Origin of the sequence: Salinicola sp. DM10, from assembly GCF_017306975.2 — a bacterium.
Taxonomy (GTDB): domain Bacteria; phylum Pseudomonadota; class Gammaproteobacteria; order Pseudomonadales; family Halomonadaceae; genus Salinicola.
Genome location: NZ_JAFLEN020000002.1, coordinates 244,370 through 266,857 on the forward strand (window position 1 = coordinate 244,370; position 22,488 = coordinate 266,857).

Consider the following 22,488-nt stretch of genomic DNA (forward strand, 5'->3'; position numbering starts at 1 on the left):
GTTTACCCCCTTGTCTCTGTCTGGCGCAGGTCCAGCGCCTCACCGGCGTATTCGAGGATGTCGAAATGATCGCGTCCCGGCATCAGGGTGACCGTCGCCGTGACACCGTCGCGTTCGGCCTGGGCCGCGAGCGCCTCGCCCTGGCGCTGAAATACCGGCGGGTCCTGCTCACCGTGGACCAGATCCAGGTGAGGCAGGCCGGTCAGTGACTGGCACAGTGGGCTCAGGCGGTGGGCGCGGGGCTCGTCCAGGTCGAGTGGCTGGGCAATGGAAGTACCGAGCAGCGGGCGCAGATCATAGACGCCGCTGATCAGCCACAGCGCTTCGATCGCTTCCGCGCACTCGGGGGCGAGGCAGCTCATCAGTGCCAGATGGGCGCCGGCGCTGTGGCCACCGAGGCGAACGCGGCCGCTCAGGCCGAGCGCTTCGCAATGGTCGAGCAGGTAGCGCACGCCCTGGGTGCTCTCGGCGATCAGGATCTCCAGCGTGGCCGCGGGGGCCAGCGGGTAGTTCAGCGAAGCGAAGGCCCAGCCGCGCGCCAGCCAGCTCTTTGCCATGAAGTCGGTAGCGGTGGCGTCCAGCGCCTTCCAGTAGCCGCCATGGAGAAAGATCATCAGCGGCCAGGGGCCATCGCCTTCTGGTCGGTGCAGATGCAGCCAGGCGTGGTCGGCGTCGCCATAGGCGAGTCTTTGCGGTGGGTGCGTTTCACGCAGCGCGCGGCCCAGCTCGGCCTGATGGGCCAGGGTACCTTCGGCATCCCGCGCCCAGCGTCGCGGCGAGTGGGCGTATTCGCGGTCTTCGAGACTCTGTGTGTCGGGCATCAGGTCACCTCCGTACGGGTCTGAAAGCGTGGGTTGCGGTACTCGGCGCTTTCCAACACTTCGCGGAGCTGCTCAGCAGCGTGCCAGACATCGACATGGCTGAGATAGAGCGGGGTAAAGCCGAAGCGCATCAGCCCCGGTTCGCGGTAGTCGCCGATCACGCCGCGCGCGATCAGAGCCTGGACGATGGCGTAGCCGTGCTTGCGCTGTACCAGACCGACCTGGCTGCCGCGCTGTCCCGGCGGTGGGGTGATGTCCTCGATGCCATGGGGTGCGAACAGATCTTCGAGGCAGGCGCGGAAGAGGTCGCCCAGCGCCAGGCTCTTGGCGCGCAGCGCGCTCATGTCCACCCGCTGCCATAGTCTCAGCGAGGCTTCGAGCGGGGCGTAGGCCAGCGCCGAATGGGTGCCGGTGCGAAAACGCGTCATCCCCGCGGCGGGAGCATAGTCTGTCTCGAAGGCGAAGGGTTGGGCATGACCATGCCAGCCCGAGAGCGGCTGCCATGCCGCCCGCTGGCAATCGCCGCGGACATAGAGGAAGCCGGGTGCCCCCGGGCCGCCGTTGAGATACTTGTAGGTGCAGCCGACCGCATAGCGCACGTCGCTGCCGGCGAGATCGACCGCCAACGCGCCCGCCGAGTGGGCCAAGTCCCAGATCACCTCGGCGCCGCTGGCATGAACACGGTGAGTGGTCTCGGCCATGTCACGCAGTTGGCCGGTGCGATAGTTGACCTGGCTCAGTACCACGACTGCCACCTGATCATCCAGATGCGGCTCCAGCGGCGCGCCCTCGGGTAGGAAGCGATGAGTGAAACCGGCGCTATGGCAGAAGCCCTCGGCGATATAGCCGTCGGCGGGGAAGTTGCCGCCTTCGCTGAGAATGACAGGCCGGACCCCTCCTTGTTGTTCGGTGATATGGCCGAGCAACTTGTAAAGATTGAGGGTGATGCTATCGCTGACCAGCACCTCTCCCGCGTGGGCGCCGATCAGCGGTGCCAGCAGGTCGCCGAGGCGCTCTGGGGCATCGAACCAGCCCTGGTTCCAGCCGCCGACCAGCGCATCGCGCCACTGATCCCGTGTCGTATCCAGCGCGTCGCGGGCCGCCCGCGGCTGTGCCCCCAGCGAGTTGCCGTCCAGATAGAGCACACCCTCGGGCAGGGCGAAGTGAGCCTTGAAGTCGGCGAGCGGGTCCTGGCTGTCCAGATCGCTGGCATCGGTGAGCGTTGGGCGCATCGGCATCTCCTGTCGTGCCAAGAGCATTCATGCCATAGCGTAAGCCGAACGCGACGCTATCGGGGCATGTTCTTTTGCCTCTTCTCTCAAGGCAGGGGAGCAGAAACGCGGCTTTTTTACGCGGTTGGTAGCCGCATAGCCCGCAGCATGCAGGGTGAGGAAACTTGCAAGAAACAAAAAGTCCCGGCTGACGCAGACCCGAAGATGAGCATCCAAGCCGGGTAAAAGAGGGGCCTATTGCTACCCATCACGAATGAGGGGAAATAGGAGACACGTGACTTCTTGGCCAAGTCACAGCCTCAGGATGGCGCAAACCTTGAGTATTAGTAAGGGCTAAATTGAAGAGTTTTGTAAGTGCTACGTATCGGATGGAATCGGCTACAAAAAAGACCCGATAAGGGCGACGGGGTTGCCCGTGCGACCAGTCGGGTCGAGGCGGTCGCAGGGAGCAACCCAAAGTGTGGGACCGAAGTTCTCTCTCGGCCCCGAGTGGCGGCCTCTGATGGGTGCTCCACGGGGGGAGGCGCCTCGAGGTCGCCGTGTGTCTCTGCGGCTTCCTGAGCTTATCGGCCATGACCGCCGGTAATTGAGGCGTGGGTAACTTTTTTTGCTTGCTGCACCGTCAGGGAGAGCGGCTGACGCGGATACAAAATGGCCGGGAGCGATTTTGAACGTCGCGTAGCGACGGCCCGTAGGGTGCTCGCCAGGGATGGCGAGCATAAAAAAACGCCCGGTAGCAGGAGGTGCCTGCAGCCGGGCAGAAAGATCGCGAGATCGCGACCATGAACCTGGTGGGGCAACGGTCACGAGCGTGTCGAAATACGACAAAAGTTTAAGCCGTGAATGCCGTGCCGCTTGTATCGCAATTTACTCAATAATGAAAAGAGTGAATTGGAGAAAAACACACACAAATCCCCGTTTATTGACGCAAGGCTAACAGTGTTTTCACGGAAAGAAAAAAAGAATATCGATGCTTGTTTAGTCGGGCACACAAAAAACTCACGGCCGCCTCTTGGGGGCGGCCGTATCGACATTTCGGGCGGGTAGGTGTCAGCGCAGCTGGCTATCCTTGCTGCCGCGGCGGTTGTACCCGGACTGATGGGTGTGGCGCTTGTCGGCTTCGGCCTGGCACGCCACGCAGAGCCTGACGCCGGGCACGGCTTCGCGTCGCGCCTGGGGGATCGGTTCTTCGCACTCCTCGCAGTGAGTCAGACTCGGGCCGTGCCGCTCGAGCCGCCTGCGTACCTCGTCGATGCCGTCGTTCACGGTACTATCGATCTGATCCTGTACCGCGCCGTCGTGTGCCCAGCCTCCGGCCATGGTGTTGCTCCTCTCTCGAGACCCGCTGCTCTCTTGCCGGCCCGTTGCTGATCCGTCTCATCATAAAGATGGCGGCGAATGGCCCCGGCGACAAGCCCGGGGCGCGCCATGGTGGCGAGATCTAGACCGACTGGGTGCCGCCCGGCCGGGCGTGCTCCCGCGGCGGCTCGTGCACACAGAGCACGCGGCAGGGGGCGAGGTGAGTCACCTTGTGCGAGACGCTGCCCATCATCAGCCCCTGTAGCTGGCCGAGGCCGCGGCTGCCCATGACGATGGCGTCGACGCCCAGGCGCTCGGCCACGGCGACGATCACCCGGCTCGGGTAGCCCTGTTCGATCAGCAGATCGAACTCGCCGTTATAACCGGGGAAGGAGGGCAGGGTATCGAGAGCGGCGTCGAGTATCGCGCGCCCCTCGCGCTGCGCGGTCTCCACCGAGGCGGCCTTGAGCGCTGCCTCGACGCTGATCAGTTCTCCGTGGTGCAGAGGTGGGAAAGGCTCGCGCACGTTGAGCAGATGCAGCTTGCCCTGGACCGGCGCGGCCAGCTGGCAGGCGACGTTCAGCGCGATATGGGAATCCGGCGATCCATCGATGGGAATCAGCAGTGACTTGAACATGACGACCTCCTGGCAGGTCCGATCGGTTCGGGCGGGGGCTAGTCCGGCGCCGTGGATCGGCTGCCGCGACCGCATCCGCTAAAGCCACGATAGGCCAGGTGGGCGCACCCGCCCAGTGTGCGATTGTCGCACCCGTGAGTGCAGACCGGCGACTCGATGTCGCTTAGCGCCACGGGGCACGTCAGCCAGCGCTCAGTTCAATAAGAGGCCGTGTCAATCGCAGGATCGGAGATCAGGCGCCGCCCTGATGACGGGCTGCGTCGACCTCATCGAGCCAGCTCCGGGGGCCGACGCTGTCGATCACCCGCAGATGCTCGCCGCTGCCTTGCGCACTGAGCGGCGCATCGGTGGCCACCAGCACGCTGCCGGGCACCAGCAGTGGCAGCAGGCGCGCCTTGAAGGCGTCCGGCAGGCTGACCTGATTGACCACGCTGGCGGGGACGCGCTGGCCGGCGTGCTGCTCGGCGCCGGGTACGCCTATCGCGATCCAGCTCGGCATCGCGGGCATCGTGTCCGCGGCGGTCGCAGTCGAGGGTGCGGTAATGTTCGACACGGCGGTCGTGGCGCCTTCGACGATATAGGCGCGGGTGCCGCCGTGTTCGCCGGGGCGTGCCAGCTCGACCCGTGAGCGCCCGATCTCGATGCCGTTGCGGTAGACCACCAGCAGCCGGTCGCTGCGGCTCAGGATCATCGAGATCGGCCCCTCGCTGGGGGGCGAGAGTGCCCAGGCCCAGGGCTGGCCGTTGGCCAGCGGCGGGCTGTCGATATCGGCGCCGGTATGCGGATCGATCGGGCTGGCGGGGCCGGGGTGGACCAGCGCTACCGGCGCTTCTCCGGCCTTGGCCACTACCACCGTCATGCCCAGGTTGGAGGCGTCGAAAAGGTGGCGGGCGAAGGCGCTCGGCAGGTGCACGCAGCCATGGGACTCCGGGTAACCCGGCAGACCGCCGGCGTGCAATGCGATGCCGTCCCAGGTCAGCCGCTGCTGGAAGGGCATCGGCGCATCGTTGTAGAGGTTGGAGCGGTGGTCGCGGTCCTTCTGCAGCACCGTGAACACGCCGGTGGGCGTCTCGTAGCCGGGGCGGCCGCTGCTGATCGTGCTCACGCCGATCAGTACGCCGTTACGATAGACGTAAGCGCGCTGCTCGGTGAGGCTCACCACCACCGCCATGGGCCCGCCACGCTCGTCGTCGCCACCCCAGATCCAGGCGCCCGGGGCCAGGTCGTCCAGCGGGGTATCCACCGGGCTCGACTGGCGCTCGCCCCAGAAGGGTGCTGCCAGGCTCGGCAGGGGCAGCGCGAGCAGGGCGACCAGCAGCCCGGCGGTGATCCTGCGCGGTCGCGCAGCCGCGCTCCGGTACGTCTGCATGTCGTGACTCCCACACCAATGACGGGTGACTCAGGCTTCGTTCTTCACTCTGGTACGTCAGCGCGCGCCTGGCAACCCGGGCGGGGCGGTGCCCGCTCAGCGTGAACCGATCAAACGCTCGCGGCTGTCGGTGCGGGCCACACGGGCCTGGCCGCAGCGGGTCAGGGCGGCATGCAGCAGCCAGTCGCGCTGGGGATAGTAGGCGAACACGAACTGGCCCTCCTTGAGCACGTCGATCACCCCGCCGGCGACCGCCGGGCGCAGCGCCGGGCAACCCCAGCTGCGGCCGAGGCGGCCCTGGGCGGCGTCGCGTGCCGGGTCCACATAGCTGGCGCCATGCATCACGATCGCGCGGCTCATGGCGGCGTCGTTGAAGCCGGGTTCGAGCCCGTCCAGGCGCAGCGAGTAGCCGTTCTTGCCCTGATAGGTGTGGCGGGTGACGAAAAGCCCGAGACTGGAGGCGTGGGAGCCATCGCGGTTGGAAAAGTGCGCGGGGATATCGCCGCCGGAACCCTGGCCGTGCGCTACCACCTCGCGATAGAGCAGGCGCCGCTGGGCCAGATCGAACACCCATAGCCGTGGCTCGAGAGACGAGCGGCTGTAGTCGATCACCGCCAGCCGCGCGGCGTCCTCGGCGACCCCATGGTGCTGGGCGCACTGCATGGTGGCGAGCCCCAGCGCCAACACCCCGGGGTCGGCATCCGGGGCCAGGCGTGCGAGCGTCTCGGCAGAGAGCTTAGGCACGGTGGCGGTGCGGGCCAGCAGGTCGGGCGCCGGCGCCGCGAGGGCAATGGGAGCACAGGGCAGCAGCGCCAGCAGCAGGGCGGTCAGCGAGATTTTCATCGGCGGGGAGCGTGGGCGGTCGCGGAAAGCGCCAGCATGCGCGAGAAGCGTCGGGGAGACAAGCCGGCAGCGGCGCCCTCGGCGTGGGTGGCTGCCACTAAAGTCTAGCTGTTTTCATTTAGTTACCTAAGTACATTGAGCCCCGACCGGGCTGTGGCCTGCATTGGGCTGCGCATGTCTCCCGCCTGACGCCCACAAGGCGTTCTTTCCGTACCAGGGGCCATACATGATCACATTCATCGCATCGATCCTGCTATTGATAGCGGGCTACTTCACCTATGGGAAATTCGTGGAGCGCGTCTTCGTCGCTGACCGCAAGCGGCGCACGCCGGCCTTCACCATGCGTGACAACATCGACTACGTGCCGATGAACACCACGCGCAACTCGCTGATCCAGCTCCTCAACATTGCCGGGGTGGGGCCAATCTTCGGGCCCATCCTGGGCGCGCTCTATGGGCCGGTCGCCTTCGTCTGGATCGTCATCGGCTGCATCTTCGCCGGTGCCGTCCACGACTATCTCACCGGGATGATCTCGATCCGCAACCACGGCGCGCACCTGCCGCAGCTGGCGGGCAAGTTCCTGGGCAAGGCGATGAAGCACGTGGTCAACGGCTTCGCCATCCTGCTGCTGCTGCTGGTGGGCACGGTCTTCGTCACCTCGCCGGCGGCGCTGCTGGCCAACATGACGCCGCTGTCGATAACCCTGATCACCATGGTGATCTTCGCCTACTATCTGCTGGCGACGCTGCTGCCGATCGACAAGGTCATCGGCCGCATCTACCCCTATTTCGGCGCGCTGTTGCTGTTCAGCGCCCTGGGTATCGGCCTGGGCATGATCTTCACCGGCGCGCCGATTCCGGAGCTATCGTTCGAGAACATGCATCCGCAGCATGCCCCGATCTTCCCGCTGCTGTTCCTGACCATCTCCTGCGGTGCGCTTTCCGGCTTCCACGCCACCCAGACCCCGATCATCTCGCGTACCACAGAGAATGAGGGCAGCGGGCGCAAGATCTTCTACGGCATGATGATCACCGAAGGGGTCATCGCCATGATCTGGGCCGCCGCCGCCATGAGCCTGTTCCACGGTGACCAGACGCTCTCCGACGTGCTCGCCGCCGGCGGCCCTGCGGCCGTGGTCAGCCAGGTCTCCACCACCATGCTCGGCGCTGTCGGTGGCACCCTGGCGGTGCTCGGGGTCATCGTGCTGCCGATCACCTCCGGTGACACTGCCTTCCGCAGCGCGCGCATGATCATCGCCGACTACCTCAAGGTCGACCAGCGTCCGCTGGTGCGCCGCCTGCTGATCGCCGCGCCGCTGTTCGTGCTTTCCTACGCGCTGACGCACATCGACTTCACCCTGCTGTGGCGCTACTTCTCCTGGGCCAACCAGACCACCGCGGTGATCGCGCTGTGGGTCGCCACCATGTATCTGGTGCTGTCGCGCAAGCCGTATCTGATCACGCTGATCCCGGCGCTGTTCATGACCATGGCCACCTTCACCTATCTGGCCTACGCGCCGATCGGTTTCGGCCTGACGCTGCAGGTGAGCTACGTGGTCGCGGCGATCGGTACGCTGATCTGCGTGGCGCTGTTCATGAAGCGCGTGCGCCGGCTGAGCGGCGGCATCTTCGCCGTCGACGAGCCGGAGACGCCGCGTCGCCAGGCCAACGGTCAGCTCGGCGAGCTGGCGACCGACTGAGCCGAGGCGCGGCCCTGCCGGGCCGCGCCTGCTGCCTGCGTTCGAGGGGCTCGATAGAGATTCGGGCGCAGGACTCTCAGGCGAGCGACACAGAAAAACGGGCCCGTGCCATTGGCATGGGCCCGTTTCTATGGGCAAGGCTGAATCCAGAGGTGAGAGCACGGCCGGCAGCAGGGCTGCCGGCGCGCGCCTCAGGAGGCCTTGTAGAGCTTGTCCAGCGCAGCGTTGAGAGTCTGGCTCGGGCGCATGGCCTGGCTCGCCAGTTCGCGGCTGGGGTTGTAGTAGCCCTTGATGTCGACCGGACGCCCCTGGACCGCATTGAGCTCGTCGACGATGGTCTTCTCGCTCTCTTCCAGGGTCCTGGCGATCTCGGCGAACAGCGACTGCAGCTCGGCGTCTTCGCTCTGGGCGGCGAGCTGCTTGGCCCAGTAGAGCGCCAGGTAGAAGTGGCTGCCACGGTTGTCGAGTTCGCCGACCTTGCGCTTGGGCGACTTGTCGGCGTCGAGGAACTCACCGTTGGCCTTGTCCAGGGTCGCGGAGAGCACCTTGGCGCGGGCGTTGTCGAAGGTGTTGCCGAGATGCTCGAGCGACGCCGCCAGAGCCAGGAACTCGCCCAGCGAATCCCAGCGCAGGTGGTTCTCTTCGAGGAACTGCTGCACGTGCTTGGGCGCGGAACCGCCGGCGCCGGTCTCGAACAGGCCGCCGCCGTTCATCAGCGGGACCACCGAGAGCATCTTGGCGCTGGTGCCCAGCTCCATGATCGGGAACAGGTCGGTGAGGTAGTCGCGCAGCACGTTACCGGTGACGGAGATGGTGTCTTCGCCCTTGCGGATGCGTTCCAGCGAGACTTTCATCGCCTCGACCGGGCTGAGGATACGGATATCCAGACCGCTGGTGTCGTGCTCGCCGAGGTAGGTCTCGACCTTCTCGATCAGGCGTGCGTCATGGGCGCGGTTGGCGTCGAGCCAGAAGATCGCCGGGGTGTCGCTGGCCCGCGCGCGGGTGACCGCGAGCTTGACCCAGTCCTTGATCGGCGCGTCCTTGGCCTGGCACATGCGCCAGATGTCGCCGGTTTCGACGTCGTGGCTGAACAGGGTATGGCCGTGCTCGTCGGTGACCACCACGGTGCCGTCGGCGGGGATTTGGAAGGTCTTGTCGTGGGAGCCGTACTCCTCGGCCTTCTGCGCCATCAGGCCCACGTTGGGCACGCTGCCCATGGTGGTCGGATCGAAGGCGCCGTGCTGCTTGCAGTCCTCGATCACGGTCTGGTAGATGGTGGCGTAGCAGCGGTCCGGGATCACCGCCTTGGCGTCGTGCAGGGCGTCATCGGTGCCCCACATCTTGCCCGAGTCGCGGATCATCGCCGGCATCGAGGCGTCGATGATCACATCGGAGGGTACGTGCAGGTTGGTGATGCCCTTGTGCGAGTTGACCATCGCCAGCGACGGGCGTTCCTGGTAGAGCGCGTCGATGTCGGCCTTGATCGCGTCCTGCTGCTCGCTCGGCAGCTTCTCGATCGCGCTGTAGAGGTCGCCGATGCCGCTGTTGGGGTTGAAGCCGGCCAGTTTGAGCGCCTCGGCGTGCTTCTCCAGTGCTTCCTTGTAGAACTCCTCGACCACGATGCCGAACATGATCGGGTCGGAGACCTTCATCATGGTCGCCTTGAGGTGCAGCGAGAAGAGCACGCCGCGTTTCTTGGCGTCCTTGATCTCGCTGTCGATGAAGTTGCGCAGCTGGCGGCTGCTCATGACCGCGGCGTCGACCACTTCGCCGGCCTGGACCGCGAGGCCCTCCTTGAGCACCTGGCTGCTGCCATCCTTCTGCTTGAGCTCGATCTTGAGCTTGCCGGCCGTCTCGATGATCGCCGACTGCTCGCTGCCGTAGAAGTCACCGTCGCTCATGTGGGCGACGTGGGACTGCGAGTCACTGCTCCACTCGCCCATGCGGTGCGGGTACTTGCGGGCGTAGTTCTTGACCGACTTGGGTGCGCGACGGTCCGAGTTGCCTTCGCGCAGCACCGGGTTGACCGCGCTGCCCTTGGCCTTGTCGTAGGCTGCCTTGATCGCTTTCTCTTCGTCGTTCTTGGGCTCTTCCGGGTAGTCCGGCAGCGGGTAGCCCTGGCTCTTCAGCTCCTTGATGGTGGCCTTGAGCTGCGGGCCGGAGGCGCTGATGTTGGGCAGCTTGATGATGTTGGCTTCCGGCGTCTTGGCCAGCTGACCCAGCTCGGCCAGGTCGTCGCTGACGCGCTGGCTGTCGTCGAGCAGGTCAGGGAACTGCGCCAGCACGCGGCCGGCAAGCGAGATGTCGCGGGTCTCGACGGTGATGCCGGCGGTGCCGGTGAAGGCCTCGATGATCGGCAGCAGAGAGTAGGTGGCCAGTGCCGGCGCTTCGTCGGTCAGGGTATAGATGATCTTCGGCGTATTGGACATGTCTGTTCGTTAACCTCTCTTCTTGGCGATGGCACGTGGGCGATGCACGTTGGCGATGGCACGGGGTGTCGAGCGCGGGCAAAGGCGCCGGCTACGCTGCGATCCAAAGCCCGTCGAGGCACCCGGCATCGCGATACGGACGATGCCACGCGCGCAAAATCGGCGGCCCTGGCTGTCGATGGGCGCCCCTGGATGACGAGTAGGGCGCGCGCAGGAGTTGTCGACAACCTGGCGGATCGGGGCAGAGTATAACAGCGCCCGGTGACGGACGCATTCACACGGGCGGGGCCTGCGGCTGGTGGCAGCCAGGCCAGCCCGAGCTGCCTCAGTGCGGCAGGGTGACGATTTCGATCCAGTTGGCCTTGTTGCCGGCCGGCGCGTCGCTGGCATGGGTCAATTCACCGCTGGCGGCATCCACTCGATAGAGCGCGAGATGGTCGCTGCGCTCGCCGGCCACCACCAGGAACTCGCCCTGGGGATCGATCTCGAAGCCGCGCGGCTGAGCCACCGTGGGCTGGTTGGTGACGAAGGTCAAACTGCCGCTCTCGGGATCGGCGCGCAGCGTGCTCAGGGTGCTGGTGGTGCGCTCGGAGAGATAGAGGTGGCGGCCATCCGGGCTGATATGCAGATCCGCGGCCCAGATGCGCGGCGTATCGTCGCCCTCCGGGATCTCTTCACGCGGCATGCCGCGGGCCAACTCGCTCTCCGGCGGCAGGCCGGTGCACACGTCGAGCCGGCTCAGGGTGCCGCTGTCGGCATCCAGGGCGAAGGTGGTGACGCTGGCATCGAACTCACCGAGCACGTAGACGAAGCGACCACAGGGTGAGAACACGAAGTGGCGCGGGCCGACGTTGGCGTCGGTGGCAGCGGCTTCCGGCGTGTTCGGGGTCAGCTGGCCATCGAAGCGGAACTGCGCCAGGCGGTCGTCGCCGAGATTGGTGGCGAGCACATGGCGATCGTCCGGGGTGGCGAGAATGGCGTGAGCTCGGCTGCCGGTGGGACAGGTCTGGCTGGCGTCGCCGGCCACGCCGTCGGCGCCTATCGGGCTGACGCTGACCACGCTGTCGCCGTAGGAGGCGGCGAGCAGATGGCGCCCGCTGCGGTCAGTGGCGATATACGCCATGCTGCCGTCGAGGCGACCGCTGCCCAGCGGCGTGAGCGCACCGTCATCCTCGATGCGGTAGCTCAGCACGCGCAGCGGCTGGCTACGGATGGCGGCATACAGGAAGCGGCGGTTCGGGCTGAGCGCCAGTGGCATCACGTTTTCCGCAGCCGGCGTGGTGGCGAGCGGTTCGAGCCGGCCGTGTTCGCGGTGCAGGCGATAGCTGCCGATGGTGCCGTCGCCGGCGTTGGCTACGTAGACGACGGTGTCGAAATCGGGTGACGACATGCGCGCTCCTCGGATGGGTGAAAGGGAAAGCAAAAGGGTTCTTGTTTTAGCATCGCGTATGCCCGACGTCGATTGGCGACTCGGCGGGGGCGAGGCGTTCACGCCCCTTCCTGCTTCAGGCGGCTGCGCAGCAGCTCGAGGATGGCACGCTCGTCGGGGCTGGTCAGCGTCTCCTCCTGTTCTATCTCGGTCTCCACCAGCTGGCGGAAGTGCGACAGCGTGCGCCCGTCGAGATAGCTTTCCACCACCCGCGGGTCGATATAGCTCGCCTTGGCGATGCTGGGGGTGTTGCCGAGGCGCTCGGCCACCCGCGTCACCGCCTCGCGCACGTTCTTCTCGCTGCTCTGGTCATCCTCGCCCAGGCCCAGCTCGTCGAGCGCCAGCGCGGCGATCGAGGTGCCTGCCCAGGTGCGAAAATCCTTGGCGCTGAAGCGCTCGCCCATCACCTCGTGGATATAGTCGTTGAGGTCGTGGCTGTCGACGCGGGTCTTGTTACCGGCATCGTCGAAGTACTTGAAGATCTCGTAGCCGGGGATGTCATCGAGCTCGGCGACGATCGCCGCCAGGCGCGCGTCTTCGACCACCCGGTGCTGCTGCTGACCGCTCTTGCCCTGGTAGTCGAAGATGAGTTCATCCCCGTCGATGGTGAGGTGTTTCGAGCGCATGGTGGTGAGCCCGTAGGAGTCGTTCTCTTGGCGGTAGCGCTCGCTGCCGGGGCGAAAATAAGCGCTGTCGATCAGGCGTACCATGCACGCCAGCACCTTCTCCCGGGGCATGCCGTCGAGGGTCAGATGTTGCCCGGTGACCCTGCGCATGCGGGTCAGGCGGCCGGCGAACTCGACCATGCGGTCGAACTTCTCGAGTTCGCGCTGCTCGCGCCAGGCGTCGTTGTAGACGTACTGTTTGCGACCGGCACTGTCGCGGCCGGTGGCGTGGATGCGATGGCGCTTGTCGAGGAATACCTCCACCTCGCGCCAGGCTGGCGGGATGGCGAGCCCGGCGATCCACTCGCGCCAGCGCTCGTCCTTGAGGGTGGTGCCGTCGGGGGTGCGATAGGTGAAGCCTTTGCCGCAGCGATGGCGTGTGACGCGCCGCGGGGTCGAAGAGGGCATGGCAAGCTCCTTTTGCCGATGAAGAGAGCGCAGGGCAGGGCGGCTAGCGCCGACTTCCTGTCGATGACTCCGCCGCACTGCTTTCAGGATAGTCGGCGTCGGCGCGGCCGTGAGGCTCCCCTGCGCGGTGCCTTCAGTCCGGCACGCTACGTCTAACGCGCTTCGTCTGGATGTCTCGGCTACCCTAAGAGCCAACGGTCGTCCATGGCGCGGCTGGCCGCAGACCGGCTGGCAGCCCGACCCCTGGGAATGGCGATAGCGAGGAGTAGCCGCGCATGATGGGACGTTTTCAATGGATCTGGCGACGGCTCCAGCGCTCGCTGTGGTATCGCGCCTCGCTCTACTCGCTGGCGGGGGTGGTGACCGCCCTGGTCGCCTGGTTGCTGACGCCGTGGCTGACGCTGCCCGAGGTCTTCACCATCGGTGCCAAGGCGGTAGACAGCATTCTCGACATCATCGCCTCGAGCATGCTTGCGGTAACCACTTTCTCGCTCAGCGCCATGGTCACCGCCTACGGCTCGGCGACCAGTAACGTCAGCCCGCGGGCGACCCTGCTGCTGATCGAGGATCGGATTACCCAGAACACCCTGGCCACCTTCATCGGCGCCTTCCTGTTCAGCCTGGTGGGGATCGTCGCACTGGCGGCGGGCGTCTACGACGCCGATGGGCGCACGCTGCTGTTCGCCGCCACCCTGGTGGTGATCGTGCTGGTGGTCTATCAGCTGATCAAGTGGGCCGGCTATCTCACCCGGCTGGGCCGCGTGCGCGACACCATCGGCAAGGTCGAGCGTGCCGCCAGCGCCGCCCTTCAGGCGCGGATCGACAACCCCTATCTGGGCGGCGAGGCGATGCCCGCCAGCCTGCCCTCTGGGCTTTGCGAGGTACGCGCGCAGCAGGTGGGCTACGTGCAGCATATCGACACCGCGCGTCTCGGCACGCTGGCCGAGGACGCGGACGCGGCGATTTACGTGCAGGTGCTGCCGGGCAGCTTCGTCGACCGCGAACGCGTGCTGGCCGCCAGCCCCGACCTCGACGAGACGCGCGCGGACGCGATCCGGGCGGCCTTCACCATCGGGCCGTCGCGGCATTTCGACCAGGACCCGCGCTTTGGCCTGATCGTGATGGCCGAGGTCGCCTCGCGAGCGCTCTCACCAGGCATCAACGACTCCGGCACGGCGATCGACGCGATCGGCTGCACGGTGCGCGTGCTGACGCCCTGGGTCGAGCATGCCAAGGGCGGGGTCGACGAACCCGCGCCGCCGATTCGCCATGTCTATGTCGAGGCGCTGTCGAGTCAGGATCTATTCGATGACTTCTTCACCCCGGTGGGGCGGGATGGTGCCGGCAGCGTGGAGGTCGGCATTCGCCTGCAGAAGGCATTGCGCGCGTTGGCCGCGGCGGGGGATGCCCGCATAGAGGGACTGGCGCGTGAGCATAGGCAGCGGCTGGTGGCGCGCTGCGAGCAGGCCATGCCGCTGGATGCGGATCGCGCGCGGGTGCGCGCACTGCTGTAGCCGGGTGCTCTTCCCTGATGGCTGACCCGCGGCTGGGCGCGCTCAGGCGGTATTGGCCGCGGTGGGTGGAGGGTGCCCGCCGCGGCCGTGGCAGTTCAGGTATGTCCTGGCTCAGGTATGTCCTGGCTCAGATAGGTTCTGACTCAGGCATTTCCTGGCTCAGGTAGGGGCTAGTTGAGACCGAGCAGCCCCCGCATGGTCGACAGATCCTCCGCCAGCACATTGACCGGGCCAGTCAGCGCGCGGCGGTCGGCGTCGCTGACCTTGTCGTAGGAGACGAAGCCCTTCTTGGGATCCTGCGGATCGACGCGGTAGTTGGCCAGGATTGCCTCGACGTCATCGAAGTTGCCCTGTACGCGCTTGACGAAGCCGGCATCCTCCTTGGCGGCCAGCGGCTTGAACAGCTCGAAGATCTCCTGGGCGCCGTTCACGTTGGCCTGGAAGTCCCACAGGTCGGTGCGGCTGTAGCGATCCTCCTCGCCGGAGACCTTGGTCGCCGCGACCTCTTCCATCAGCGCGGCGGCGCCACCCACCACGGTCGAGGGCGGGAAGGTGAGTCCTTGCACACGCTGGTCGAGATCGTCGACATCGTGCATCAACTTCTTGGCGAAGGGGGCGAGCCCCTGCGTGCTATCGCTCTGGAAGAGGCCGTATTCGAGACGGTGGAAACCGGTGAAGTCGGGATCCTTGACGCCGTGCTCGTAGTCATCTTCACGCGCGTCGATGCTGGCATCCAGATCGGCGAACAGCTCGGCGATCGGCTCGATACGCTCGTAGTAGACGCGGGTGGGGGCGTACAACGCCTTGGCCTTGTCCAGGTCGCCCTGCTCGATCGCTTGGGTGAACTCGCGGGTGTGGTCGACCAGTTGTTCCAGATTGTCGAGCACATAGAGCTTGTACTCGGCGATCGGGCCGACCAGCGCATCGGCAGGGACGGCGGCCTGAGCGGGGGCGTTGAGCGCCATCAGCGCCAGGGCGCTGACGCTGATCCAGCGGGAGAATGGTTGCATGGTGAGGCTCCTTTCGATGATCCGTGGTGACGATATGTCGAACACTGCCTGGTATTGGACACTGCCTGGTGTTGCAAACTACCTGGGGCAGCGTCGGGTCGATGCCATGTCGCTAGTCTTCTGGTCCTGGTCTGGGCCCGTCTTTGCGGGCCTTGTCTTTACGGGCTTGGTCTGTGAGCGCGCGAGCCACGTCAGGCGGTGGCTGCCATCAGCCCGCGCCCCAGGTAGTCCTTTTCATCCCGCGCGCCGGGTAGCACGAAGAAGTAGCCACCGCCGACCGGCTTGATGTACTCCTCCAGCGGTTCGCCATCCAGGCGCTTCTGCACCGTGATGAAGCCCGCTTTCAGATCCGCCTGGAAGCAGATGAACAGCAGGCCCATGTCGAGCTGGCCGTTGGGCTCGACGCCGTTGGAGTAGTTGAACGGGCGGCGCAGGATGCGGTTCTTCTCGGTGGCCGGGGTACGCGGGTTGGCCAGGCGGATATGCGAATCGAGCGGGGTGATCTTGCCTTCGGGGTCGCTGGCGTAGTCCGGCACGTCCTGCTCGACCCCACCGGAGAGCGGTGCACCGCTCATCTTCTCGCGGCCGAAGATCGCCTCCTGCTCGCCCAGCGGGGTGCGGTCCCAGCGCTCCACGTAGTTACGGATGATGCGCGCCGCCATGTAGCTGCCGCCCACCGCCCAGTCGGGCTCGTCACGCTGTGCGTCGACCCAGATCAGTTCGTCCATCAGCGCCTGATCCTGGGCGCTGGGGTTGGCGGTCCCGTCGCGGAAGCCGAGAAAGTTACGCGCGCTGCCGTCGATGTCCCCCGGCGAGGGCGGCAGCAGCGGCACGCTGCCCTCCTGCTTCCAGCGCACCAGCAGGCTACCCGGGGTGTTCTTGATGATGTCGCGCAGCGCGTGATAGGCGGTATCCAGAGTGTTGGCGCAGATCTGCAGTGCCAGGTCGCCGTGGCAGCGCGCGGCGTCGAGGGCGTCATTGGGGAATTCCTGCATGCGCTCGAGATGCCGCGGACGTGCGGCGGAGAGGCCGAAGCGCTCGTCGAACAGCGAGGCGCCCAGTGCTACCGTCACGCTCAGGCCGTCCGGGGGAATGCGCGGCCCGAGGATGCCGGAGTCCGGCGGCGGGAAGCGCGGATCGCGCTGGGGATAGGCGCCGCCCCGGGTCAGAAAGGCGATACGCGTGGTCAGCGTGCGCAGCAGTGCATCCAGCCCTTCGCGGTCGCGCGCCAGCACGTCGAAGGCGACCAGCATGCCGCTGGCCTGGCGTGGCGTGGTCACGCCCTGCTGATGCGCGCCATGGAAGGGGTAGGCAAGTTCGGCGTCCTGGGTCAGCGGGGCGCTGGTGACTTCGGCACTGCGCGCGGTGTGGCCGGCGGTGTCTGTGCTGGCGGGAGTGGCCAGCGCCTGGCCGGGGCAGAGTCCGGCTAGCCCCAGGCCGAGCCCGGTGGCGCCGGCGCCGCGCAGAAAGCCGCGGCGGTCCAGGCGGGTGTCACTATCGGTAGAGAATCCAAAAGGGCAGCGGGAAGAAGAGGTGTCACTCATGGCTGTTTGACCCTATACGGTAACGATTGATGATGAACTCATCCGCTCAGGGCGAGCGCGTGATTGACCGCTGCCAGCGCCTTGGCCAGCGCCTCGCTGTCTGCGAGCAGACGCTGCGCGGTGGCCTCTGGCAGCGCACCGGCGGCGAGCAGCGCCTGGGGCGCATCGGAGGCCGCTGACTCTGCCGTGGACTGGCTGCCATCGGCGCCTGGCGGCGTGGCCTCGGCCAGCGCTTGCTGCAGCGCGGCCAGGGCCTGGTCGAGCTGGTTTTGGCTCGACGGTGCCTGACTGGCTAGCAGCGGATCGATCAGCGACACGATCTTGGCGCTGCCTTCGCTGAGGCCGATCAGGTCATTGAGTGCCAGCGGTGTCAGCTCGCCGTCGACTGCGCGGTCGTGCCAGTTCTGCAGCGCGCGGGCGCTGCCGTTGGCCAGCTGTGCCGCTGGTATCGACGCCTGGGCGAGGCGCTGGGAGAGGGTGTCTAGATCCGCCACCAGCCGTTTGGCCACCGGCGCTAGCTCGGCGGTGGTATCCACAGTTGTGGTATCGGCGCCGAACAGTCCCAGGGCCAGCCGCGGAAAGCCGCCGAAATCCGGATCCTTCTCGCGCCCGGCGTAGTAGTCGGCGGGAGCGTTGAGGCGCTGGTCGAGATCGCCGAACAGGCCGATCGGCATCGCCAGACGCTGGTCGACACGGCGGGCCTGGAGATAGGCCGCGCGTGCTGCCGACAGATCGCCGTTCTCGATCGCCTGTTCGAGAGCCTTGCTGGTGCGCTCGAGCTTGCGCATCTGCAGTGTGGTGTAGACGCGCAGCTCGGCCAGCGCGCCGACGAAGTCGTGCGCTGCCAGCGCCCGGGCCGGCTCGGCATCGCCGCTCGCTGTCACCCGCAGCTCGCCGTGGGGGTTGCTCAGCAGTCCGCAGGTCATGGCGTAGTCGCCGGGTGCCAGGTCGACGCGCAGCGGCTGGCGCAGCCCGGGGGCGATGTTCTCGCGCTCGGCCAGCACCATGACGCCATCGATCACTTCCCACTCGATGGCGCGATCCGAGTGGTTGACGATGGTGAAGGTGCGCTCGCCCGCCGGCACCTCGACCCGAGCCGGCTGGCAGCCCTTGGCGCTGATCGTGATCAGCGTGCCGTCGTCGCTGCCGCTCTCGACGGCGCGCAGCGACAGCGCGAACACCCCAAGGGCGATCAGCATGAGCACAAAGGAGGCCACCAGGCCCAGGCGCAGCAGGCGCGGCGAGGGGGCGTGGGGGGCGGGGCTCGGCGTGGCGTGGGGTGCGTTCATCCTTGGCTCCCCGCGGTGGCCACGCTGTGCGTCTGGCGCCGCGGGCGCAGCAGCCACAGAGCGATCAGCAGATAGCCCAGGTAGACGACGACTTCACTCAGGGTTGGCGCAGGCTGATAGCCGAAGATTCCGGCGAACAGCGACCCCAGCGGGGTATCCAGCGGCAATACGTTGCTGAGGTCGAACACCACCTGCTGGGCGTGGTTCCACAGCCCCGCTTCGTGCAGTGCGCGCACCGAGCCGGCAAGCAGCCCGGCGGCGACCAGCAGAATGAATACGCCGGTGACACGGAAGAAGTGGCCCAGCGGCAGACGCAGGCTGCCGCGGTAGATCGCCAGGCCGGCGATCACCGCCACGGCGATGCCCAGCAGCGCGCCCAATGGGGCGGCGCTGCTGGTGCTCTGCTGGAACACCGCCAGCAGGAAGAAGATCGACTCCAGCCCTTCACGCGCCACCGCCAGGAAGACCATGCCGATCAGTGCCCAGGTGTGGCTGCCGCCGCGGAAGGCCTGATCGAGCGCCGACGTCAGCTCGCGCTTCATGCCCGCGGCGGCTCGGCGCATCCACAGTACCATCCAGGTCAGCATGCCCACCGCGAGCAGTCCGACCACGGCCTCGAAAAACTCTTGCTGACGCTGGGGGAATTCGGCACTGGCGAACTGCAGACCTGCGCCCACCAGCAGGGCCAGCGCTACGGCGAGGAAAATGCCGATCCAGACGGCGGGCATCCAGGCCTGGCGCCGGGTCTGATGTAAATAGGTGGCAATGATACCGACGACCAGTGCGGCTTCGAGGCCTTCACGCAGCATGATGAGAAAAGGGATGAGCATGAGTCGAACCTGACGCGGGTGAAGAGGATGAATGATAAGAGAGAAACACTTCGTTGCGCGAATGATACTTGTTTTCAAATCTACTAGGTAACAATTTGTTTCCGGTTTCGCAAGTGTGGTTGGGGTAGAGGTAGTGGATGTCGGACTCCGGGGAGCCTTCGACAGGGCCTTGATAGCGCCCGTGAGAGAGCCCGTGAGAGAGCCCGTGAGAGAGAAGCGAATGGCGTGATCGGGAGCCCGAGAGCGACCTCGGCATCGCTCATGGCGCAGAAAATGTTCCAGAAGCGACACTTTTCGTCTCATTGACGGTTATGCTGTCGCAGGCAGGTAAAAAAGCATGCGTCGCGTTGTCACACGATTTAGAGTCGATTCAAGGCCGAAAAACGATCCAGGAAGTGCAAAGATACGGCCAGCTGCAGCATCTCCTCAGGGCTACCGCCGAGCCAGGCAGACGGCGCGATGCGCCTGCAGGAGCGACCGACGCCAGGGACGCGCGATAAGAATAACCACCTGACACTGTGATGGAGTGACCTGACATGGCGATTTCCTCTCCCGTTTCCCGCGAGCGGGATCTGGGCGTATCCGAACCCCAGACCCTCGGCTTCCTGTTGCTGGACAACTTCACCCTGATCTCCCTGGCGTCGGCGATCGAACCCCTGCGCATGGCCAATCAGCTGGCCGGCCGCGAGCTCTACCGCTGGTACATCATTACCCTGGACGGCGCCCCCGTGCGTGCCAGCGACGGCATGCAGGTGACCCCCGATGCCAGCACCCAGGCCCCCCTGAATCTCGACTGGCTGGTGGTGTGCGGCGGCGTGGCGCCGCAGCGCGCGGTATCGCCGGCGCTGCTGAACTGGCTGCAGAGTCGCGGGCGCTCGCTGCGGCGCGTCGGCTCGGTATGTACCGGTAGCTGGGCGCTGGCCCAGGCCGGCCTGCTGGATGGCTACGAAGCGAGCATCCACTGGGAGTGTCTGGCTGCAATGCAGGAGGCGTACCCGCGCACCGCCTGGAGCACGCGCCTGTTCTCGATCGATCGCGACCGCTTCACTGCTTCCGGTGGCACCGCGCCGCTGGACATGATGCTCAACCTGATCGGGCGTGATCATGGCCGCGAGCTGTCGGCGGCGATCTCGGAGATGTTCATCTGCGAGCGCGTGCGCGGCGAAGAGGATCAGCAGCGAGTACCGCTCAAGCATGTCCTCGGCACCACCCAGCCCAAGCTGCTGGAGATCGTGGCGCTGATGGAAGCCAACATCGAGGAGCCGATCGAGCTCGATGAGCTGGCAAGCTATGTCGATGTCTCGCGTCGCCAGCTCGAGCGCCTGTTCCAGCGCCATCTGCACTGTTCGCCGTCACGCTACTATCTCAAGCTGCGCCTGACGCGGGCACGCCAGTTGCTCAAGCAGACCCCGCTGCCGATCATCGAGATCGCCTCCGCCTGTGGCTTCGTCTCCACGCCGCACTTCTCCAAGTGCTACCGCGAGTACTTCGGTACGCCGCCGCGGGAGGATCGCGGCGAGTCGGTGAAGATCCGGCGTCTGGAGCCGATCCTGCGCCAGCCCACACCGGAAGAGGATGCGCTGATGCAGTTCAGCAGCGCCAGCGTCGCGCTCAATCACGCGCGCGGTGAGCCTACCTACGCCAGCGTCACGCTGAACTAGCGCCGAGGCTCTCGGCATGGGGTAAAGATCGCGGCGGCAGTGTTCTCACTGCCGCCGCGTTGTTTTTGACTCCCATCAATTGCCTGCCCTAGCGCCTGTGCGTGCTGCCCAACGCAGCAGCAGGATCAACGCAGCAGCAGGATCACTGCGGCAAAGCTCGCTACCCCGGCCACCACCGGCAGCCCCAACGAACGGGTACGCCGCCATACCAGCAGGGTCGCCAGCAGGCCTAACCCGGTGGCGTACCAGCCGCTGCTGTCCAGGGTCCTGGGCACCAGCGACACCCCGAGCACCGCGGCGATCATCATCGGCCCGAGCACGCCCAGCCACGCCGGCATTGATTCCGTCCCCGCGCGCTCGCGGGAGTGGCGCAGGCGGCGCTGCATCCAGAGTAGCGGCAGCAGCCGAATGAGGTAGGTGCCGAGGGCGCCGGCGAGCAGAGAGATCCAGAGTTCGATACTCATCGCTGACCTCCCGGCAGGCGCGGCGCCCGCAGCGTGAAGAAGCAGAGGCCACCGAGCGCCGCCGCCAGGGGGATGCCGACGTTGGCCAGGCCGCCCAGAGTGAACGCCAGCGCCGCGATGATGCACACGCACAGCGCCAGCGCCCAGCGCGGCGAAGTGAAACGCGGTGCCACCAGCACCAGGAATAGCGCCGGCAGGGCGAAGGGCATCACCTCGCCGAGCAGCGGCCACTGTGTCATCAGCCACTCCCCGGCAAGGGCGCCGAGCAGCGAGCCGGCGATCCAGCTCAGCCAGGCGAGCAGCGCCGCGCCGCAGAACCAGCCGACCCGCTGGCGTTCGGCGAGCTGGGGCAGGCGGGCGAGAGCCAGGGCGAAGACCTGGTCGGTCAAGCCATGCATCAGCCACGGCCACCACCGGCTCGGCGGTAGCCAGGGGGCGAGGTTGGGTGCATAGACGACGTGGCGCAGGTTGATCAGCAGGGTCATGGCGACCGCCAGCCACAGCGGTGCACCGCCGGCGACCATGCCCACGAACACGAACTGCGAGGCACCGGCGTAGATCAGCCCCGAGATCGCCAGCGTCTCCAGGCTGCTGAAGCCGGCCTGGGTGGCGACCAGCCCGAACGAGACGGCGACCGGGATATAGCCACTCAGCAGCGGCAGCGAGTCGCGCACGCCCCCCAGCCAGGCCGGGACGGCGGGGGCGCTGTCGTGATCAGACATGGGCGGTGGGCTCCGGCAGATAGACGATGGTGACCAGCAGCGCGGCACCGCTGTCGCCGCTGAGATAAGCGTGGGGCACGTCGCTTGCGAAGGTGTAGCACTCGCCGACATCGAGTTGGCGGCTATCCGCCGGCGGCCCCACCGTCAGGCTGCCCTCGATCAACTGCACCGTCTCACGGGTGCCGGTGGTGTGCGCCTCGGCCTCGCGCCGATGATGCGGGGCCAGGCGCATCAGATAGGCGTCCACCGGGACGTCGCTGCGGCTCTGCATGATCAACTGCACGCTGGCCCCGGCGTCATCGACCGCGGCGGCGAGCGGGGCGACCAGGGTGCCGAAGGGCACGCCGAGCTGGCGTGCCAGCCGCCACAGGGTATCGAGGGTGGGATTGCCGTCGCCCTGTTCCAGCCGCGACAGGTTCGACTTGGCGACCTTGGCCTCGGCGGCCAGCTGCGACAGCGACAGCCCGCGCGCCTGGCGCAGTGTCTGCAGATGCTGGCCGAGGGTGTGGCGTGAGGCGGAATCCATGGCGGCGGGCTCCTGAGAGGCATTATGAGGTTACGAGGTTTCGGTGCCGTGATGACCTGACGCCGTGGTGCTGAGAACAGTCGCGGTATGTCGCGAT

Annotated in this window: 19 protein-coding genes; 3 read left to right on the forward strand and 16 right to left on the reverse strand. The window is 66.5% G+C overall.

Going from position 1 to position 22,488, the window contains the following annotated elements:
* Window positions 1-2: 2 nt before the first annotated feature.
* From J0A90_RS09835 to J0A90_RS09860, 6 genes are all read right to left on the reverse strand, one after another.
* Complete coding sequence (locus tag J0A90_RS09835; RefSeq protein ID WP_207035014.1) at window positions 3-821, reverse strand: alpha/beta hydrolase; 819 nt, start codon at window positions 819-821, stop codon at window positions 3-5.
* Window positions 821-2,053, reverse strand: coding sequence for a kynureninase (gene kynU / locus J0A90_RS09840; RefSeq protein WP_207035012.1), 1,233 nt, complete (start codon window positions 2,051-2,053; stop codon window positions 821-823). The genes J0A90_RS09835 and kynU overlap by 1 nt, the downstream gene beginning before the upstream one ends.
* A gap of 1,050 nt (window positions 2,054-3,103) precedes the next feature.
* Entirely contained in the window at window positions 3,104-3,373 is a 270-nt protein-coding gene (locus J0A90_RS09845; protein WP_207035010.1) for a DksA/TraR family C4-type zinc finger protein, read from the reverse strand.
* 121 nt (window positions 3,374-3,494) lie between these two features.
* Complete coding sequence (locus J0A90_RS09850; RefSeq protein WP_207035008.1) at window positions 3,495-3,989, reverse strand: universal stress protein; 495 nt, start codon at window positions 3,987-3,989, stop codon at window positions 3,495-3,497.
* A gap of 232 nt (window positions 3,990-4,221) precedes the next feature.
* Complete coding sequence (locus J0A90_RS09855) at window positions 4,222-5,358, reverse strand: L,D-transpeptidase (RefSeq protein ID WP_207035006.1); 1,137 nt, start codon at window positions 5,356-5,358, stop codon at window positions 4,222-4,224.
* Window positions 5,359-5,454: 96 nt separating this feature from the next.
* Window positions 5,455-6,201: a murein L,D-transpeptidase catalytic domain family protein gene (locus J0A90_RS09860; RefSeq protein WP_207035004.1), complete on the reverse strand. Its 747-nt coding sequence runs from the start codon at window positions 6,199-6,201 to the stop codon at window positions 5,455-5,457.
* A gap of 226 nt (window positions 6,202-6,427) precedes the next feature.
* On the opposite strand from J0A90_RS09860, the gene J0A90_RS09865 reads away from it, so the two are divergent.
* A complete protein-coding gene (locus tag J0A90_RS09865) occupies window positions 6,428-7,900 on the forward strand; it encodes a carbon starvation protein A (RefSeq protein WP_207035002.1) in 1,473 nt (490 codons plus the stop codon).
* 191 nt (window positions 7,901-8,091) lie between these two features.
* Here the strand turns inward: J0A90_RS09865 and J0A90_RS09870 are convergent, their stop codons facing one another.
* From J0A90_RS09870 to J0A90_RS09880, 3 genes are all read right to left on the reverse strand, one after another.
* Window positions 8,092-10,329 (reverse strand): NADP-dependent isocitrate dehydrogenase, encoded by a 2,238-nt coding sequence (locus J0A90_RS09870; RefSeq protein WP_207035000.1) that lies wholly within the window; start codon window positions 10,327-10,329, stop codon window positions 8,092-8,094.
* A gap of 325 nt (window positions 10,330-10,654) precedes the next feature.
* Window positions 10,655-11,719, reverse strand: coding sequence for a beta-propeller fold lactonase family protein (locus J0A90_RS09875; RefSeq protein WP_207034998.1), 1,065 nt, complete (start codon window positions 11,717-11,719; stop codon window positions 10,655-10,657).
* Window positions 11,720-11,817: 98 nt separating this feature from the next.
* Window positions 11,818-12,831 (reverse strand): DNA topoisomerase IB, encoded by a 1,014-nt coding sequence (locus tag J0A90_RS09880; protein ID WP_207034996.1) that lies wholly within the window; start codon window positions 12,829-12,831, stop codon window positions 11,818-11,820.
* Window positions 12,832-13,106: 275 nt separating this feature from the next.
* Between J0A90_RS09880 and J0A90_RS09885 the strand changes: the two genes are divergently transcribed.
* The gene (locus tag J0A90_RS09885) at window positions 13,107-14,345 is read left to right on the forward strand and encodes a DUF2254 domain-containing protein (RefSeq protein ID WP_207034993.1); all 1,239 of its coding nucleotides are present in this window, start codon (window positions 13,107-13,109) and stop codon (window positions 14,343-14,345) included.
* Between the two features lie 170 nt (window positions 14,346-14,515).
* Here J0A90_RS09885 and efeO read toward each other — a convergent pair whose 3' ends face one another.
* The 4 genes from efeO to efeU form a co-directional block, all read right to left on the reverse strand.
* Window positions 14,516-15,355: an iron uptake system protein EfeO gene (gene efeO / locus J0A90_RS09890; protein ID WP_207034991.1), complete on the reverse strand. Its 840-nt coding sequence runs from the start codon at window positions 15,353-15,355 to the stop codon at window positions 14,516-14,518.
* A 191-nt stretch (window positions 15,356-15,546) separates the two neighbouring features.
* A complete protein-coding gene (gene efeB, locus J0A90_RS09895) occupies window positions 15,547-16,899 on the reverse strand; it encodes an iron uptake transporter deferrochelatase/peroxidase subunit (RefSeq protein WP_207034989.1) in 1,353 nt (450 codons plus the stop codon).
* Between the two features lie 38 nt (window positions 16,900-16,937).
* On the reverse strand, window positions 16,938-18,188 hold the full coding sequence (locus J0A90_RS09900) for a cupredoxin domain-containing protein (protein WP_207034987.1): 1,251 nt from the start codon (window positions 18,186-18,188) through the stop codon (window positions 16,938-16,940).
* Window positions 18,185-19,018, reverse strand: a complete 834-nt coding sequence (gene efeU, locus J0A90_RS09905) for an iron uptake transporter permease EfeU (protein ID WP_207034985.1) — start codon at window positions 19,016-19,018, stop codon at window positions 18,185-18,187. Before efeU ends, J0A90_RS09900 begins: the two co-directional genes overlap by 4 nt.
* Window positions 19,019-19,554: 536 nt before the next feature.
* On the opposite strand from efeU, the gene J0A90_RS09910 reads away from it, so the two are divergent.
* A complete protein-coding gene (locus J0A90_RS09910) occupies window positions 19,555-20,679 on the forward strand; it encodes a GlxA family transcriptional regulator (RefSeq protein WP_051896112.1) in 1,125 nt (374 codons plus the stop codon).
* Between the two features lie 125 nt (window positions 20,680-20,804).
* Here the strand turns inward: J0A90_RS09910 and J0A90_RS09915 are convergent, their stop codons facing one another.
* The 3 genes from J0A90_RS09915 to J0A90_RS09925 are packed head-to-tail and all read right to left on the reverse strand — an operon-like array spanning window position 20,805 to window position 22,391.
* Entirely contained in the window at window positions 20,805-21,143 is a 339-nt protein-coding gene (locus J0A90_RS09915) for an AzlD domain-containing protein (protein ID WP_207034983.1), read from the reverse strand.
* A complete protein-coding gene (locus J0A90_RS09920; protein WP_207034981.1) occupies window positions 21,140-21,865 on the reverse strand; it encodes an AzlC family ABC transporter permease in 726 nt (241 codons plus the stop codon). The genes J0A90_RS09915 and J0A90_RS09920 overlap by 4 nt, the downstream gene beginning before the upstream one ends.
* Window positions 21,858-22,391, reverse strand: coding sequence for a helix-turn-helix domain-containing protein (locus J0A90_RS09925; protein WP_207034979.1), 534 nt, complete (start codon window positions 22,389-22,391; stop codon window positions 21,858-21,860). Before J0A90_RS09925 ends, J0A90_RS09920 begins: the two co-directional genes overlap by 8 nt.
* Between the last annotated feature and the right edge of the window lie 97 nt (window positions 22,392-22,488).

What these genes read in the sequence shown, in the direction of transcription:
- J0A90_RS09835 (WP_207035014.1), bottom strand. Translation starts at nt 821, where the DNA reads ATGCCCGACACACAGAGTCTCGAAGACCGCGAATACGCCCACTCGCCG.
- kynU (WP_207035012.1), bottom strand. Translation starts at nt 2,053, where the DNA reads ATGCGCCCAACGCTCACCGATGCCAGCGATCTGGACAGCCAGGACCCG.
- J0A90_RS09845 (WP_207035010.1), bottom strand. Translation starts at nt 3,373, where the DNA reads ATGGCCGGAGGCTGGGCACACGACGGCGCGGTACAGGATCAGATCGAT.
- J0A90_RS09850 (WP_207035008.1), bottom strand. Translation starts at nt 3,989, where the DNA reads ATGTTCAAGTCACTGCTGATTCCCATCGATGGATCGCCGGATTCCCAT.
- J0A90_RS09855 (WP_207035006.1), bottom strand. Translation starts at nt 5,358, where the DNA reads ATGCAGACGTACCGGAGCGCGGCTGCGCGACCGCGCAGGATCACCGCC.
- J0A90_RS09860 (WP_207035004.1), bottom strand. Translation starts at nt 6,201, where the DNA reads ATGAAAATCTCGCTGACCGCCCTGCTGCTGGCGCTGCTGCCCTGTGCT.
- J0A90_RS09865 (WP_207035002.1), top strand. Translation starts at nt 6,428, where the DNA reads ATGATCACATTCATCGCATCGATCCTGCTATTGATAGCGGGCTACTTC.
- J0A90_RS09870 (WP_207035000.1), bottom strand. Translation starts at nt 10,329, where the DNA reads ATGTCCAATACGCCGAAGATCATCTATACCCTGACCGACGAAGCGCCG.
- J0A90_RS09875 (WP_207034998.1), bottom strand. Translation starts at nt 11,719, where the DNA reads ATGTCGTCACCCGATTTCGACACCGTCGTCTACGTAGCCAACGCCGGC.
- J0A90_RS09880 (WP_207034996.1), bottom strand. Translation starts at nt 12,831, where the DNA reads ATGCCCTCTTCGACCCCGCGGCGCGTCACACGCCATCGCTGCGGCAAA.
- J0A90_RS09885 (WP_207034993.1), top strand. Translation starts at nt 13,107, where the DNA reads ATGATGGGACGTTTTCAATGGATCTGGCGACGGCTCCAGCGCTCGCTG.
- efeO (WP_207034991.1), bottom strand. Translation starts at nt 15,355, where the DNA reads ATGCAACCATTCTCCCGCTGGATCAGCGTCAGCGCCCTGGCGCTGATG.
- efeB (WP_207034989.1), bottom strand. Translation starts at nt 16,899, where the DNA reads ATGAGTGACACCTCTTCTTCCCGCTGCCCTTTTGGATTCTCTACCGAT.
- J0A90_RS09900 (WP_207034987.1), bottom strand. Translation starts at nt 18,188, where the DNA reads ATGAACGCACCCCACGCCACGCCGAGCCCCGCCCCCCACGCCCCCTCG.
- efeU (WP_207034985.1), bottom strand. Translation starts at nt 19,018, where the DNA reads ATGCTCATCCCTTTTCTCATCATGCTGCGTGAAGGCCTCGAAGCCGCA.
- J0A90_RS09910 (WP_051896112.1), top strand. Translation starts at nt 19,555, where the DNA reads ATGGCGATTTCCTCTCCCGTTTCCCGCGAGCGGGATCTGGGCGTATCC.
- J0A90_RS09915 (WP_207034983.1), bottom strand. Translation starts at nt 21,143, where the DNA reads ATGAGTATCGAACTCTGGATCTCTCTGCTCGCCGGCGCCCTCGGCACC.
- J0A90_RS09920 (WP_207034981.1), bottom strand. Translation starts at nt 21,865, where the DNA reads ATGTCTGATCACGACAGCGCCCCCGCCGTCCCGGCCTGGCTGGGGGGC.
- J0A90_RS09925 (WP_207034979.1), bottom strand. Translation starts at nt 22,391, where the DNA reads ATGGATTCCGCCTCACGCCACACCCTCGGCCAGCATCTGCAGACACTG.